The organism is Acidovorax sp. 100, assembly GCF_003688355.1.
GTDB classification, from domain to species: Bacteria; Pseudomonadota; Gammaproteobacteria; order Burkholderiales; family Burkholderiaceae_C; genus Acidovorax; species Acidovorax delafieldii.
The window spans coordinates 746,590-760,448 of sequence record NZ_REFD01000001.1 but is presented as its reverse complement, the minus strand read 5'-3'; the positions used below and the strand labels follow the sequence as shown (position 1 = coordinate 760,448).

At 68.1% G+C, this 13,859-nt stretch carries 12 protein-coding genes; 7 read left to right on the top strand and 5 right to left on the bottom strand.

The genetic code is table 11. The features are described from left to right. Positions 1-18: 18 nt before the first annotated feature. Entirely contained in the window at positions 19-1,155 is a 1,137-nt protein-coding gene (locus tag C8C96_RS03570; protein ID WP_121941450.1) for a glycerophosphodiester phosphodiesterase, read from the top strand. Here the strand turns inward: C8C96_RS03570 and C8C96_RS03565 are convergent. Both C8C96_RS03565 and C8C96_RS03560 read right to left on the bottom strand, forming a co-directional pair. Continuing rightward, a complete protein-coding gene (locus C8C96_RS03565; protein WP_121941449.1) occupies positions 1,133-1,774 on the bottom strand; it encodes an NAD(P)H-dependent oxidoreductase in 642 nt (213 codons plus the stop codon). The two genes, C8C96_RS03570 and C8C96_RS03565, sit on opposite strands and share 23 nt — an antisense overlap. A 72-nt stretch (positions 1,775-1,846) precedes the next feature. Beyond that, complete coding sequence (locus tag C8C96_RS03560; RefSeq protein ID WP_121941448.1) at positions 1,847-2,317, bottom strand: MerR family transcriptional regulator; 471 nt, start codon at positions 2,315-2,317, stop codon at positions 1,847-1,849. Between the two features lie 169 nt (positions 2,318-2,486). Between C8C96_RS03560 and C8C96_RS03555 the strand changes: the two genes are divergently transcribed. The 5 genes from C8C96_RS03555 to C8C96_RS03535 all read left to right on the top strand — a co-directional run bounded on the left by C8C96_RS03555 (position 2,487) and on the right by C8C96_RS03535 (position 9,453). Continuing rightward, on the top strand, positions 2,487-3,320 hold the full coding sequence (locus C8C96_RS03555) for a hydroxypyruvate isomerase family protein (RefSeq protein ID WP_121941447.1): 834 nt from the start codon (positions 2,487-2,489) through the stop codon (positions 3,318-3,320). A 148-nt stretch (positions 3,321-3,468) separates the two neighbouring features. Continuing rightward, entirely contained in the window at positions 3,469-5,532 is a 2,064-nt protein-coding gene (locus C8C96_RS03550; RefSeq protein WP_121941446.1) for a methyl-accepting chemotaxis protein, read from the top strand. 102 nt (positions 5,533-5,634) lie between these two features. Further along, on the top strand, positions 5,635-6,861 hold the full coding sequence (locus C8C96_RS03545; RefSeq protein ID WP_121941445.1) for a GGDEF domain-containing protein: 1,227 nt from the start codon (positions 5,635-5,637) through the stop codon (positions 6,859-6,861). A gap of 70 nt (positions 6,862-6,931) precedes the next feature. After that, positions 6,932-8,413, top strand: a complete 1,482-nt coding sequence (locus C8C96_RS03540; RefSeq protein WP_121941444.1) for a M20 family metallopeptidase — start codon at positions 6,932-6,934, stop codon at positions 8,411-8,413. Positions 8,414-8,568: 155 nt separating this feature from the next. Next, positions 8,569-9,453: an alpha/beta hydrolase gene (locus C8C96_RS03535; protein WP_121941443.1), complete on the top strand. Its 885-nt coding sequence runs from the start codon at positions 8,569-8,571 to the stop codon at positions 9,451-9,453. Positions 9,454-9,522: 69 nt separating this feature from the next. On the opposite strand, the gene C8C96_RS03530 is transcribed toward C8C96_RS03535, so the two are convergent. Then, positions 9,523-10,005, bottom strand: coding sequence for a YidB family protein (locus C8C96_RS03530; RefSeq protein ID WP_121941442.1), 483 nt, complete (start codon positions 10,003-10,005; stop codon positions 9,523-9,525). Positions 10,006-10,135: 130 nt separating this feature from the next. After that, positions 10,136-11,506: a M20/M25/M40 family metallo-hydrolase gene (locus tag C8C96_RS03525; protein ID WP_121943856.1), complete on the bottom strand. Its 1,371-nt coding sequence runs from the start codon at positions 11,504-11,506 to the stop codon at positions 10,136-10,138. Positions 11,507-11,664: 158 nt separating this feature from the next. Here C8C96_RS03525 and C8C96_RS03520 point away from each other — a divergent pair, with 158 nt between their 5' ends. Continuing rightward, positions 11,665-12,591 (top strand): LysR family transcriptional regulator, encoded by a 927-nt coding sequence (locus tag C8C96_RS03520; protein ID WP_121941441.1) that lies wholly within the window; start codon positions 11,665-11,667, stop codon positions 12,589-12,591. Here C8C96_RS03520 and C8C96_RS03515 read toward each other — a convergent pair. Further along, a complete protein-coding gene (locus C8C96_RS03515) occupies positions 12,577-13,761 on the bottom strand; it encodes an MFS transporter (protein ID WP_121941440.1) in 1,185 nt (394 codons plus the stop codon). The genes C8C96_RS03520 and C8C96_RS03515 overlap by 15 nt on opposite strands. Positions 13,762-13,859 lie beyond the last annotated feature (98 nt).

Sequence of the window (13,859 nt, the reverse complement as noted above, 5' to 3'; positions counted from 1 at the left end):
CGTTTGTAGGAGACCCGCATGAAACGCATTGCACTGCGCGCAGTGACCGCTGCCGCGCTGTTGACCACCTGGGCGCTGGGCGCCGTCGCCCAGGCCTGGCCGCCCACCCCCACCGTCATTGCCCACCGGGGCGCCTCGGCGCTGCGGCCCGAGCACACGCTGGCCGCGTACCAAAAGGCCATTGACGACGGTGCCGACATCATCGAGCCCGACTTGGTCATCACCAAGGACGGCGTGCTGGTGGCGCGGCACGAGAACGCCATCGCCATCCTGGGCGCCGATGGCTCTGTGAAGGAAGCCACCACCGACGTGGTGGACCGCCCCGAGTTCGCGGGCCGTAAAACCACCAAGACCATCGACGGCCAGGCCATCACCGGCTGGTTCACCGAAGACTTCACGCTGGCCGAGCTCAAAACCCTGCGCGCCCGCGAGCGCATCCCTGCACAGCGCCCGGCCAACGTGGCCTATAACGGCCAGTTCGAGGTGCCCACCTTGCAGGAAGTGATCGACCTGGCCAAGGCGGCCACGGCCAAGACCGGTCGCACCATCGGCATCTACCCCGAGACCAAACACCCCACCTATTTCCAGTCCATCGGCCTGCCGCTGGAGGCGCCGCTGCTGGCCGTGCTGGAGAAGAACGGCTGGAACCACAAGGACGCGCCCGTGTTCGTGCAGTCATTCGAGGTCAGCAACCTGCAGGCGATCCGCAAGCTCAGCAGCGTGCGCCTGGTGCAGCTGGTCGCCCCTTCGGGCCGGCCCTATGACTTTGTGGCCCAGGGCGCGGCCAACACGCGCGCTTATGCCGACCTGATCACGCCCGAGGGCCTGAAGCAGGTGGCCACTTACGCCAACGCCATCGGCCCGTTCAAGACCCTGGTGGTGCCGGTGAAGGACGGTGTGCCCGGCGAGCCCACGCCGCTGGTCGCGCAGGCCCATGCCGCCGGGCTGGCAGTGCATATCTGGACGCTGCGGCCCGAAAACGCCTTCCTGCCCGCCGGTCTGAAGAAGGCGCCGATCACTGATGGCACCGTGCGCGGCGACAGCGTGGCCGAGATCACGGCCTACCTGCGCGCAGGCATCGATGGTTTCTTCACCGACGACTCGGCGGTGGGCCGTGCTGCAGTGCAGGCCTTCACGGCGAAGGCGACGAAGTAACAGGTGCCGGGCGCGGCTTGCCCGGTGCGGAACGCGCCCCCTGGCGCAACCCCAGTTGCCGCGCCTTCTCCACCCACAGTGCCAGCCGGTCGGCGCTGGCGCTGCGCACCGGGCCAAAGCTGTGCACCTGCACGGGCCGGATGCCGCAGAACTCCAGGATGGCTTTCTTCATCTGGTGGTGCCCCGGCATGCGCGTGACCCAGCGGAAGTACCAGGGCGACGAGTCCATGGTCACCAGCAGCTCGGCCGATCGGCCGGTCAGCAGCTTGTCCCACAGCGATGAGCCTTTGCGGTACTTGAAGGCATAGCCGGGCAGCAGCACGCGGTCGATAAAACCCTTGAGCAGCGCGGGCATGGCGCCCCACCAGATGGGGTACACCCACACCAGGTGGTGCGCCCAGCTGATGTCAGCCTGTGCGGCCAGCAGGTCGGGTTCCAGCGGCTGGGTAGCGCCATAGCCCTGGAACAGGGGGTTGAAGGTCAGCTGACCCACGTCCAGAAAGCGCACCTGCGCCCCGGCGTGCCGGGCGCCCTCGGCATAGGCACGTGCCATGCCCGCGCACAGGCTCCCGGCGGCGGGGTGGCCCAGGATGACCAGAATGTTGTGTTGCTCTGCCACAGACGCTCCATCTCGGTGTTGTTGATGGCGCCATGGTCACCTTGCCCCACGGGGCAGAGTCAAGCGGTCAGGTCAAGTCCCGGTGGATCTCGCAGCGCCCGCTGTGGTCGCTGCACCAAATTGCGCGGGGCTGTGCGCTGGAGGTGCCACCGCCAGTGTGGAGGGTGCAGTGCAGGCTTCGGGTGCCACGGGCACGGCCAGCGTGTCGCAGGTGTGCAGCTCGGCTTCCAGTGCGGCCAGTTGTGCGTCCAGCGCTGCCAGGCGTGCCAGCTCCTGCGCCACGGCGGCCCGCCGTCCGGCCACCAGTTGGGCCATGCGGTCCCAGCCTGCAGCGGTGTCGATGTGGGGCAGTCCGTCCAGCTCCGACAGCCGAAAGCCCAGCGCCTGGGCCCGGCGGATCAGCAACACGCGGGCCACATCGGCCTTGCCATAGTGGCGGTAGCTGCCCGCGCGCGCCACCGTGCCCAGCAGGCCCCGCGACTCATACAGCCGGATGGCCTTGGGCGTGGTGCCGGTGCGTTGGGCGAGTTCTCCGATGCGCATGGGTGATCCTGAGATTGCTATAAAATATATAGCTGTAAAGGCATATGAAACTAGCGCTAGAGGCGAATTTGGCACAAATTCAGGCTCCACAGCGCTCTGGGCGGGCAATGGGCTCGTTGGCTACACGATAAGCTGCGTCGCTTTGAAGTTGCCTCTTCGCACTGCCCCCATGCCCCAGTTTGCCGCCCACCTGAGCCTGATGTACACCGAGCTGCCCTTGCTCGACCGTTTTGCGGCGGCGGCGCACGACGGGTTCCGGGCGGTGGAACTGCACTTCCCCTACGCTTTCGAGCCCCGCGAGATCGCTGCCCGGCTGCAGGACAACGGCCTGCAGCTGGTGCTGTTCAACGCCCCGGCGGGCGGGTTCGCGCCCACCGACATGGCCCACGCCTGGGACCAGGGCGCACGGGGCCTCGCAGCGCAGCCGGGTCGGGAGGCAGAGTTTCGCGCCGGTGTGCTGGAGGCCCTGCGGTATGCCGAGCAACTGCGCTGCCCGTTCATCAACCTGCTGTGCGGCACCGTGCCGCCGGGGGTGGAGCGCGAATCGCTCAAGGCCCTGTGCGTGGGCAACCTGCGCTGGGCGGCAGAGCAGGCCGCGCGTGTGGGGTGTGACATCCTCATCGAGCCCACCAACCTGCGCGACGTGCCGCGTTATTTTCTGAACCGGCAGGACCATGCGCACGAGCTGCTCGACGCGGCCCAGGTGCCCCACCTGAAGGTGCTGATGGACCTGTACCACTGCCAGCTGGTGGAGGGGGACCTGCACGGCAAGCTGCAGCGCTACCTGCCCACGGGCCGCGTGGCCCATATCCAGGTGGCGGGCGTGCCCGCACGCAATGAGCCCGACCGGGGCGAGCTGCACTACCCGTTCCTGCTCGACACCATCGACGCCCTGGGCTACACGGGCTGGGTGGGGTGCGAATACACCCCGGCGGCAGGCACGTCACAGGGGCTCGGCTGGCGGGACTGGGCCCTGCGCAGCCGCGCCCCGCACCCCGCATAGATCGTTTCGGCGGTCGGCACCAATACGCGCGAATGCGTAAGGGAATGCGTAAGGGAATGCGTGAATAAATGTAACAAGGTGCTGCGCTTAGAGTGAATGCAGACCGGCCCAGCCGGCTTTTCGCATTCCATTCCAGGAGACACCCCGCATGCCCGCATCCCTTGCCAACAACCGATCCGTCGCGCGCCAGGTCACGTTGACCGCCATTGCGCTGGTGGCCTTGGTGCTGGTGCTGGTGGGGCTGGCGATTGCCGTGCTGACCGAGCGCAGCACCCGCGCGCAGGTGGTGGCCAGCGTGGGCGACACGGCACAGAGCGTGGCGCAGTCGCTGGACGCGGCCGACAACACCAACCGCGAGCTGGTGCAGCTGACCATGAAGGGCTTTCAGCGCTACTTCGAGGCCGCCATGCAGCTCGACGAAGCCTCGGGCGAGCTGCGCAGCTACGGCGCGCTGGTCAACGAGGACTACGGCTCGGTCGACAAATTCGCCAGCGAGACGGGCGGCATTGCCACCGTGTTCGCCAAGAAGGGCGACGATTTCATCCGCATCACCACCTCGGTCAAGAGCGACAAGGGCGAGCGCCAGATGGGCACGCCGCTTGGCCGCACCGACCCGGCGTATGCCACCGTGTCCAAGGGCGAGCCCTTTACGGGCGTCACGGTGGTGAACGGCAAGCCCTTCATGGGCCACTACCTGCCCGCCAAGGACGCCTCGGGCAAGGTCATTGCGCTGCTGTTCATCGGCAATGACATCAGCGTGTTCCACGCCATGCTGCAAAAACAGGTGGCGCAGACGAAGTTCTTCGAACACGGCGGCACCTATGTGATCAACCCTGGCACCTCGCTGGACCAGGCCGTGTTTGTGTACCACCCCACCGCGCGTGGCAAGCGCGTGCTGGAGGCCTACCCGCAGGCGCGCCCCTTCTTTGAAGCGCTGGCCGCATCGCAGGACGGCTTTGTGCGCGAGGCCGCAGACGTGCTGGGCACCGGCGCCGAGAACCCCTGGGCGCTGGTGCGCAAGACCGGTGGCGGCTGGTGGGTGGTGGCCGAGGTGGCCGACGGCGAGGCCATGGCCAGCCAGCGGCGCGTGACGCTGGCCGTGTGGGGCCTGATGGCCGTGGCCGTGGTGCTGCTGGCCATCGGCCTGTTTGTCATGCTGCGCCGGGGCGTGAGCCGCCCGCTGCAGGACCTGACCCAGGCCATCACGCTGGTCGCGCAGGGCGACCTGACCGAGGCCTTTCACACCACGCGGCGCGACGAGATCGGCGCGCTGGTGCAGGAGGTGGAGGGCATGCGCCAGCGCTATACGCAAATGCTGCAGCAGGTGCGCAATGCCGTGGACAGCATCACCACCGCCAGCGCCGAGATTGCCAGCGGCAACCAGGACCTGTCGGCCCGCACCGAGGCCACGGCCAGCAGCCTGGCGCAGACCGCACAAAGCATGGAGCACCTGACCTCCACCGTGCGCCAGTCGGCCGACGCCGCGCGCCAGGCCAACCAGCTGGCCAGCACCGCCGCCGAAGTGGCTGCGCGCGGCGGCCAGGTGGTGGGCGAGGTGGTCACCACCATGGGCGACATCAACCAGAGCTCGCGCAAGATCGCCGACATCATCGGCGTGATTGATTCGATCGCGTTCCAGACCAACATCCTCGCGCTCAACGCTGCGGTGGAAGCCGCACGGGCGGGTGAGCAGGGCCGGGGTTTTGCCGTGGTGGCCAGCGAGGTGCGCAACCTCGCCGGGCGCAGCGCCGAGGCGGCGCGAGAGATCAAGGCGCTGATTGGTGCGTCGGTGGAGCGGGTGGAGTCGGGCGCGCGCCTGGTGCAGAACGCGGGCAGCACCATGGACGAGATCGTGGGCTCGGTCAAACGGGTGGGCGACATCATCGGCGAGATCACGGCCGCATCGACCGAACAGTCCGACGGCATCGGCCAGGTCAACACCGCCGTCAACCAGCTCGACCAGATGACGCAGCAGAACGCCGCGCTGGTGGAGCAATCTGCCGCCGCTGCGCAAAGCCTGCGCGAGCAGGCCACGCGGCTGGCCGGGGCGGTACAGGTGTTCAAACTTTCGCGGGGCGACGGCACGGCGACCCACGGTGGCCTGGGTTACTCGGCGCGCGCGGCCCTGGCTGCGCCCATGGGGCAGACCGGCGACGGAGAGGGACAGCACGCGCCCGGCAGCGGCGCCCGGGCGCCCGCCCAGCTGCAATAGGGCCTGACAACCGGCCGGGCGGTCATCTGGCGGTTTGCGGTCTGCAAAGCTTGGTTTATGCTGGCTTGATTCCCCCACCCATCTCCCTGTCCACCCGCATCCATGGCTGCCCACGTCCCCACCATGCTGGCAATGATCATTGCCAGTTCCCTCATGATGGCGGCCTCCATGGCCGTGGTGGGCTGGGGGCGGCGGCGCGATGGCCTGGGCCGCTGGGCGGCGGCCCTGCTGGTCAACGCCATCGGCCACCTGCTCATCATGCTGCGCGGCCTGATCCCCGATGTGTTGTCCATCGTGGTCGGCAACCTGATGCTGTCCAGCGTTTTCGTGGGCCTGATTGCGGCGGTCTACCAGTTCCAGGGGCGGCCGGTGCGCTGGCCGCTGCTGCTGGCCCCACCGGCGCTGGTGCTGGTTTTTGTCTCGGTGTTCATCGACAACTTTCCGGCGCGGGTGAGCTTTGTGGGCCTGGCCATCGGGCTGCAGGCGGTGTGGGCGCTGTTGGCGGCGTTGTCGCAGCGGAACGTGACCGTAGGACGCGGGCAATGGCTGCTGGTGGCAGGACTGGCGCTGGAGGCCCTGGTGCTGGGCGGGCGCGCTGTTGTGGCCCTGAGTACACACTCCGACGCCACCAGCATCCTGCAAAGCAGCGCGCTGCAAACGCTGACCTTTCTGGCCACGTTCTCGGTGGTGCTCGTCAGCTCGGTGGGTTTTGTGTTCATGTCGCGCGACCGGGCCGACGAAAACAACCGCGTGCTGGCGGCGCTGGACCCGCTCACCGGCGTGGCCAACCGCCGCTCGCTGATCGCCGCGCTGGACCGCGACGTGGCCCGTGCCCAGCGCATGCGCGAGCCCATGGCGCTGATGATGGTGGACATCGACCACTTCAAGGATGTGAACGACCAGTACGGCCATCCGGCGGGTGACCGCGTGCTGTGCAGCGTGGTCAACGTCCTGCGCCAGCGCGTGCGTGCGCAGGACCTGGTGGGCCGCTACGGGGGCGAAGAGTTCATGGTGCTGCTGCCCGACACCGGCCTCACGGGCGCCGAGCAACTGGCGCGCGAGCTGTGCAAGGCGGTCGAGGAGTCCCGCTGCCCCGCCGATGGCGTACCCGGCCCCGGCATTGCGGTCACGGTGAGCATTGGCGTGTTTGGCGGGCGGCTGGAGTCGGGTGACAGCTGGGACATGCTGATTGCTGCCGCCGACCGCGCGCTGTACCAGGCCAAGAACAACGGCCGCAACCGCGTCGAGGTGGCCACGGGCTTGCGCCGCCCCAGCGCCCAGCTGGCGGCCCAGGCCAATCCTGAGACCCTGCCCGAGTCTCTGTATTGATCGATGGCGCCCGGCGGGGGGTTGTGTTGGAATGGCGGATTGATCACCTTCTGCCTTCAGGAGCCCCACCATGAACGCCCGTGTGCCCTCCCAAGCCCTTCAGCCTGAGCTTGCCCTGCAGCGTGTCAGCCAGGCCTGGGACAGCGACATTGTTCGCCAGCTCACCGACTACATCGCCATCCCCGCCAAGTCCCCCACGTTCGCTGCCGACTGGGCCGAGCTGGGCTTGCTCGACACCGTGGTGCGCAACGCCGCCGCCTGGGTGGAGTCGCAAAAGGTCGAGGGCCTGACGCTCGAAATCGTGCGCCTGGAAGGCCGCACCCCGGTGCTGTTCTTCGAGATCGCCGCCACCCAGCCAGGCGCCACCGACACCGTGCTCATGTACGGCCACCTGGACAAGCAGCCCGAGTTCTCCGGCTGGCGCAGCGACCTGGGCCCCTGGACGCCCAAGTACGAAGACGGCAAGCTCTACGGCCGGGGCGGCGCCGACGACGGCTATGCGGTGTACGCCAGCATCGCTGCGGTGCAGGAACTCAAGCGCCAGAACGTGCCGCACCCGCGCATCGTGGGCCTCATTGAAACCTGCGAGGAAAGCGGCTCGCGCGACCTGCTGCCCTACATCGATGCACTGAAGCCCCGCATGGGCAACGTGGCGCTGGTCGTGTGCCTGGACTCGGGCGCCGGCAACTACGACCAGCTGTGGCTCACCACCAGCCTGCGCGGCATGGCCAGCGGCACGCTCAAGGTCGAGATCCTGACCGAGGGCATCCACTCGGGCGACGCCTCGGGCCTGGTGCCCTCGTCGTTCCGCATCATGCGGCAGGTGCTCGACCGGCTGGAAGACAGCGCCACCGGCCGCCTGCTGCCCCAGAGCTTCCATTGCGAAGTGCCCGCCGACCGGCTGGCCCAGGCCCGCGCCACGGCGGCCATCCTGGGCGAAGAGGTGTACCGCCGCTTCCCCTGGGCGCACTACGACTGCGGCGGATCCACCACGTTTGCACTGCCCACCACCACCGACCCGGTGCAGGCCCTGCTCAAGCGCACCTGGGAGCCCACGCTCAGCGTCACCGGTGCCGAGGGCTTTCCGGCGCTGCAGGACGCGGGCAACGTGCTGCGGCCCTACACCGCCTTCAAGCTCAGCCTGCGCCTGCCCCCGCTGGTGGACGCCGCGCAAGCCGTGCAGGACCTGAAAGCGCTGCTGGAAGACAACGCGCCCTACCAGGCCAAGGTCACCTTCCAGAGCGGCGGCGGTGCCACGGGCTGGAATGCCCCGGCCACCACACCCTGGTTCGAGCAGGCGCTCAACGAGGCCTCACAGGCGCACTTTGGCGCACCCTGCGGCTACATCGGCCAGGGCGGCACCATCCCGCTCATGAACATGCTCAGCGAAGGCTTTCCCACCGCACAGATGATGGTGTGCGGCGTGCTGGGCCCCAAGAGCAACGCGCACGGCCCCAACGAGTTTTTGCACGTGCCCTATGCCAAGCGCCTCACCGCCTCCGTGGCACACGTGATGGCGGCCATGGCCCAAAGCTCGGGTACAACCCCCTGAGTCGCTGCGCGCCTTCCCCCTTCTCTCGAAATCGCTGCGCGACTTCGGGAAGGGAGACGATGCCCTCACTGCGGGGCGGCCCTTGCTCGGCATCCCCGGTATTGCGCCCCGCCTGATCCGCGTTCTGTTCCCTAGTCCGTGCCAGCCCTTTCACCATGACCCTCAACGACGAAGAACTTGCGCCCTCCACCCTGACCACCTTCACCGCCAGCGATGGCGAGAACCTGGCCGTGCAGGACTGGCCCTTGCCGCAGGGCGAGCCCTGCCGGGGGACGGTGTTGCTGGTGCACGGCCTGGGCGAGCATGTGGGCCGCTATGACGCGCTGGCCCGCCGCCTCAACGACTGGGGGTTTGCCGTGCGGGGCTATGACCAATACGGCCATGGCGAGTCGGCCGGGCCGCGCGGTGGGCTCACGTCGGACATGCGCTTGCTGGACGATCTGGCGGACCTGGTGGACGCCACCCGCGCCCGCATGCCGGCAGGGCAACCCCTGGTGCTACTGGGCCACAGCATGGGCGGCTTGGTGGCCTCGCGGTTTGTGTCCCTGCACCTGCGGCCGGTGGATGCACTGGTGCTGTCCTCCCCTGCACTCGATGCCGGCCTGGGCGCCGTGCAAAAACTGCTGCTGGCCACGCTGCCGCGCATCGCGCCCAACCTGCGCGTGGGCAATGGGCTGGACGCACAGTACCTTTCGCATGACAGCGCCGTGGTGGCGGCCTATCTGGCCGATCCGCTGTGCCACGACCGCATCAGCGCGCGCCTGGCCCGCTTCATTGCCGAGGGTGGCCCCGCCACCGTCGCCCGTGCTGCGCACTGGAGCGTGCCCACGCTGCTGATGTGGGCGGGCAGCGACAAACTGGTCAACCCTGCGGGCAGCCGTGCCTTTGCGGCCGCTGCACCCAAGGCTGTGGTGCATTCCCACTGCTTTGAGCCCTTGTTCCACGAGCTGTTCAACGAAAGCCCGGAACTGGCGGAGCCGGTGTTCGACCTGCTGCGGCAATGGCTGGTGCGGCGCTGCGCGGTGCCTGCAAGGCCGTAGGCAGGCGCCGGGTGGCCTGATTTCAGAGAAAACGGCTGGTTGCGCTAGTGCAATATGACCCGGTTGCTATTATTTTTGAAGTAGGCCGCCGAGCATCCCCAGCAGATCGTTGGCATTGCCAAACCCGCCATGGGGCGCCTGGCCCTGGGGGCTCAGGTGGTCTACCAGGCCCGGCAACACCTGCGCCAGTTGCCCCGCCGCAGCGCTGGGGCCCACACCCAATTGCGACGCGATCTGCGCCAGCGGGCCACTGCCCAGCACCTGGGACAGCTGCTCGCCCGATATTGCGTGGTTCGGCCCCGTGCTCAGCCAGGACGCCATCACATTGCCCAGCCCAGCCTGCTGAAACTTGGCCATCAGCCCCGGCAGGCCGCCCACCGGGCCATCGTTGCTGATCAGGGACATCACGGCCTGCACCAGCTGCGGGTTTTGTGCGGCCAGGCTGATCAGCCCTCCCAGGCCACCACCGGCCCCACCGGATGCAGCGGCGCCGTTACCGCCTTGCGACGCATTGTTGATGACGGCACCCAGAACGGAATCGAGCAAACCCATGGTGTTCTCCTGTAGAGGAATGAAGGGCGGCAGTGCGCCAGCCCGGACGGAACCATCCATGGTACGCACCTCGGAGGCGCCTTCGTGTCAACAATCGTGAACGGGGTGACGCCGCTGGGGTGCCGCGCCACTACTTGGTGCGGGGTGGGCGCTTGTCGAGCAGCGGCGCACTCACACCTTGTACCCCCACCAGCCCCAGCACCGTGACCAGCGAGGTCTGGGCGCCCTTCCAGGCATCCGTCAGGTCGATCCACTCCGACAGCGCGTGGAAGCCGCCCGTCTTGCCACCACCCCCGATCACGATGGCGGGGATGCCCAGCGCCATGGGCACGTTGGCATCGGTGCTGGCACCAGCCAGCACGGTCTTGCGGCCAAAGGCCGTGTTGGCGCGCACGGCGGCCTCGACGATCAGTGTGTCGGCGGCGGTGCGGCCACCGGGCCGGTCGCCGATGAGCTTGGTCGATGCGCTCAGCGTGTTCACGCCCCAGCGTGCGTTCTCTTCGGTCACGGCGCTGTCCACGGCGGCCAGCACCTGCTTTTCGGTGGCCAGCAGCGGGGCCATTTCGTCGGAGCGGATGTCCACCGCCATGCGCGCATCGGGCGCGATGGTGTTGACGGACGTGCCGCCGCCCACCGTGCCCACGGTGAAGGTGGTCTTGGGGCTCTTGGGGGTGCGGATCTCGGCGATCTTGGCAATGGCGCGGCCCATGCCGTGGATGGCGCTGGGCACCTCGCCGAACGCGGCGTAGCTGTGGCCGCCCGGGCCCTTGAAGGTCACCTCGTGGCGGTGGCTGCCCGTGCCCAGCACCAGCACCGTGCCATCGGGCGCTGGCTCCAGCGCCACCATGCCGTCGATGTCCAGGTGTTCCTTGAACAGGTGCTTCATGCCGCGCAGGTTGCCCAGCTCTTCCTCGCCCACATTGCCCACAAACACCAGGTCGCCCACGGTGGCGATCTTCTGGTCGTTCAGCACCTTGAGCCACGACAGCAGCACGGCCAGTCCGCGCGTGTTGTCGGAAATGCCGGGCGCATACAGCTTGCCGTCGCGCTCCTTCACCTTCACGTCGGTGCCGGAGGGGAACACGGTGTCCAGGTGGGCCGAGATGACCAGCTTGGGCCCGTTGCCCGTGCCCTTGCGCACCCCCACCACATTGCCTTCGGCGTCAATGGCGGCGTTGGTCAGGCCCAGGGCCTGCAGCCGGGCCAGGAAGGCTTCGGCACGCTTTTGTTCCTTGAACGGCGGCGCCTCGATCTCGGTGAGCATGCGCAGGTCTTCGGTGGCGCGGTCGTGGTCGGCCTTCACGGCGTCGAGCAGCTGCAGGATCTGGGGTGCGGCCATCAGCTGGCCATAGGCCTTGTCCACGGCAGGGCGCAGCACGGTGGGCGTGGGCGCCACGGCGCCGAACTGCGCATGGGCGGCACCGGGCAGCAAGGCGGCACAGGCGAGGGCCATGGCACCCGCAAGGGCTGTGGCACGGAAGGTACGGAGAGGGAGAGTCATGGTGATCCAGCGAAACACGAACACAAACGGAAGGAGTGACCGGCCTGTCCAGCCATCGTGGATGGAGCCGCGGGCCGGCATGCAGTGCCATGCAATTGTTGGACCGAACCCCGCCCCCGGGCTCTGCTTTAATCTGCCGAGCCGACAGTTTTTCTTACATGCGCAAACACATCCCCAGCACCCGTGCCCTGCTTGTTTTTGATGCTGTGGCGCGCCACCACGGCGTGAGCAAGGCCGCCGAAGAACTCTGCCTCACCCACAGCGCCGTGAGCCAGCAGCTGCGCCTGCTGGAGGGCCAGCTGGGCTTGCAGCTGGTGCAGCGTGGCGCGCGGGGCTCCACCCTCACTGACGTGGGCCGCCGCTACCACGCGCAGATCGTGGGCGACCTGCTGCGGCTGCAGAACCACACGCTCGAAGCCATGGCCCAGCGGCCCGATGGCGCGCGTCTGCTGGTGGGCTGCGTGCCGGTGTTTGCCGAGCGCTGGCTGCTGCCCTGTCTGCCGGCCTTCCTTGCACAGCACAAAGGCTGCAGCCTGCACCTGCAGGTGTACCCCACGCAGATCTACATGGCGGAGATCCCGTTCGACGTGGCCGTGCAGTACGACGACGCGGCCTGGCCCGGCGTGGTGCCCGCGCCGCTGATGCCCGAAGTCTGCGTAGCGGTGTGTGCGCCGCAGTCGCGCCACCGGCGCGCCACAGAGCGCGGCGACTTCCGCGCCGTGCCGCTGCTGCAGCTCAGCTCCCGCCTGGGTGCGTGGGACGACTGGCTGGGCCGTGCAGGCATCACGCGCGTGCCGGCCCACACCCTGGGTGGCCACCGTTTTGATCTGTTCTCGATGCTGGTGGAGGCGGTGCGCGCCGACTTGGGGCTAGGCCTGGTGCCGCGTTATTTTGTGGAGCGCGAACTGCAATCGGGCGAGTTGGTGCTGGCCCACCCGCACCACGACAGCGGTGCGCGGGGCTACAGCCTGTTCGTGGCGCCGGGGCGGCTGGAAGACCCTGCGGTGGCGGCCTTTGCACAGTGGCTGCGCACCACGGCGCAGGCCGAAGGTGCTGTGGCCGACCGCGCTTCAGGCACCGCTTGAAACGCGCTGGCGTTGCAGGCCCAGCCAGGCCAGCGCCAGCCCCGTCACCACAATCGGCACCAGCGAACCGGCGTTCAGCAGCGTCCAGCCCTGTGTGGTGACCAGCACACCCGACGAGAACGCGCTCAGCGCCAGCGTGGCGTACACGCAGAAGTTGATGGCCGCCTGTGCGCGGTCCTTCTCCTCCGGCCGGTAGGCCGTCATGGCCAGCGTGGTGGAGCCCGTGAACAGGAAGTTCCAACCCACGCCCAGGAAGAACAGCGCAATGCCGAAGTGGTGCAGCTCCACGCCCATCAGCGCCACCGCCACGCACGCCAGGTTGAGCAACACCCCCGTGCCCATGATGGGCAGCACGCCAAAGCGCTTGATGAGGTGGCCGGTGACAAAGCCGGGCGCGAACATGCCGATCACATGCCACTCCAGCACCAGTGCCGAGGCATCAAAGTCAAAGCCGCACACCTGCATGGCCAGCGGTGTGGCGGCCATCAGCAGGTTCATCACGCCATAGCCCAGCGCGGCGCCCACAATGGCCACAATGAACGCAGGCTGACGCATCAGCACCTTGAGCGGGCGCCCCTGCTCGCGCTGCCCCGCCGCATTCAGCACCACGGGCTGCGCCTCGAAGCGGATCGCCGCCATACACAGCATGGACAACAGCGCCACGCCGATCAGGGCGATGTAGGCGCCCGCAAACGGCACCGGGAACAGCGTGCGCGTGGCACTGGCCAGGTTGGGACCTGCCACGGCGCCCAGCAGGCCACCGGCCAGCACCAGCGAGACGGCCTTTTCGCGGTAGTCCGGCTTGGCCAGTTCGGCGGCGGCAAAGCGGTACAGGCCACCGTTGGCGCTGTAGTAGCCCGCCACCACCGTGGCCGTGCACAGCAGCCAGAAGCTGGCGCTGAACGCGGCCCAGGCACACAGCGCGGCCGACACCACGGCCACGGCCAGCCCGATCTGGAACGACACCTTGCGGCCCCAGCGCATTTGCGTCCTGGCCACCAGGGGCGTGGACAGCGCACCGCCCACCACATAGCCCATCACCGGCAGTGTGGCCATCCAGCCAAAGGGCGCGAGCTGCAGCCCCACCAGCCCGTTGATGGCGATGAAGACGACGTTGTTGGTCAGGAAAAGGCCTTGGCACAGGGCCAGCAACCACAGGTTCTTGTTCACGGCAGAGGGCGCCTTTTGGCGTCTTTATGAAATGGATGTCCCACGCAGGGCACTGGATGAAAGTCAAGGCCGGTGGGCGGTGTGGAACGCCGGGAAGG

Bases quoted from the DNA above. Each gene is read 5' to 3' on its own strand.
- C8C96_RS03570 (WP_121941450.1), top strand. From the start codon at position 19: ATGAAACGCATTGCACTGCGCGCAGTGACCGCTGCCGCGCTGTTGACC.
- C8C96_RS03560 (WP_121941448.1), bottom strand. From the start codon at position 2,317: ATGCGCATCGGAGAACTCGCCCAACGCACCGGCACCACGCCCAAGGCC.
- C8C96_RS03555 (WP_121941447.1), top strand. From the start codon at position 2,487: ATGCCCCAGTTTGCCGCCCACCTGAGCCTGATGTACACCGAGCTGCCC.
- C8C96_RS03550 (WP_121941446.1), top strand. From the start codon at position 3,469: ATGCCCGCATCCCTTGCCAACAACCGATCCGTCGCGCGCCAGGTCACG.
- C8C96_RS03545 (WP_121941445.1), top strand. From the start codon at position 5,635: ATGGCTGCCCACGTCCCCACCATGCTGGCAATGATCATTGCCAGTTCC.
- C8C96_RS03540 (WP_121941444.1), top strand. From the start codon at position 6,932: ATGAACGCCCGTGTGCCCTCCCAAGCCCTTCAGCCTGAGCTTGCCCTG.
- C8C96_RS03535 (WP_121941443.1), top strand. From the start codon at position 8,569: ATGACCCTCAACGACGAAGAACTTGCGCCCTCCACCCTGACCACCTTC.
- C8C96_RS03530 (WP_121941442.1), bottom strand. From the start codon at position 10,005: ATGGGTTTGCTCGATTCCGTTCTGGGTGCCGTCATCAACAATGCGTCG.
- C8C96_RS03525 (WP_121943856.1), bottom strand. From the start codon at position 11,506: ATGACTCTCCCTCTCCGTACCTTCCGTGCCACAGCCCTTGCGGGTGCC.
- C8C96_RS03520 (WP_121941441.1), top strand. From the start codon at position 11,665: ATGCGCAAACACATCCCCAGCACCCGTGCCCTGCTTGTTTTTGATGCT.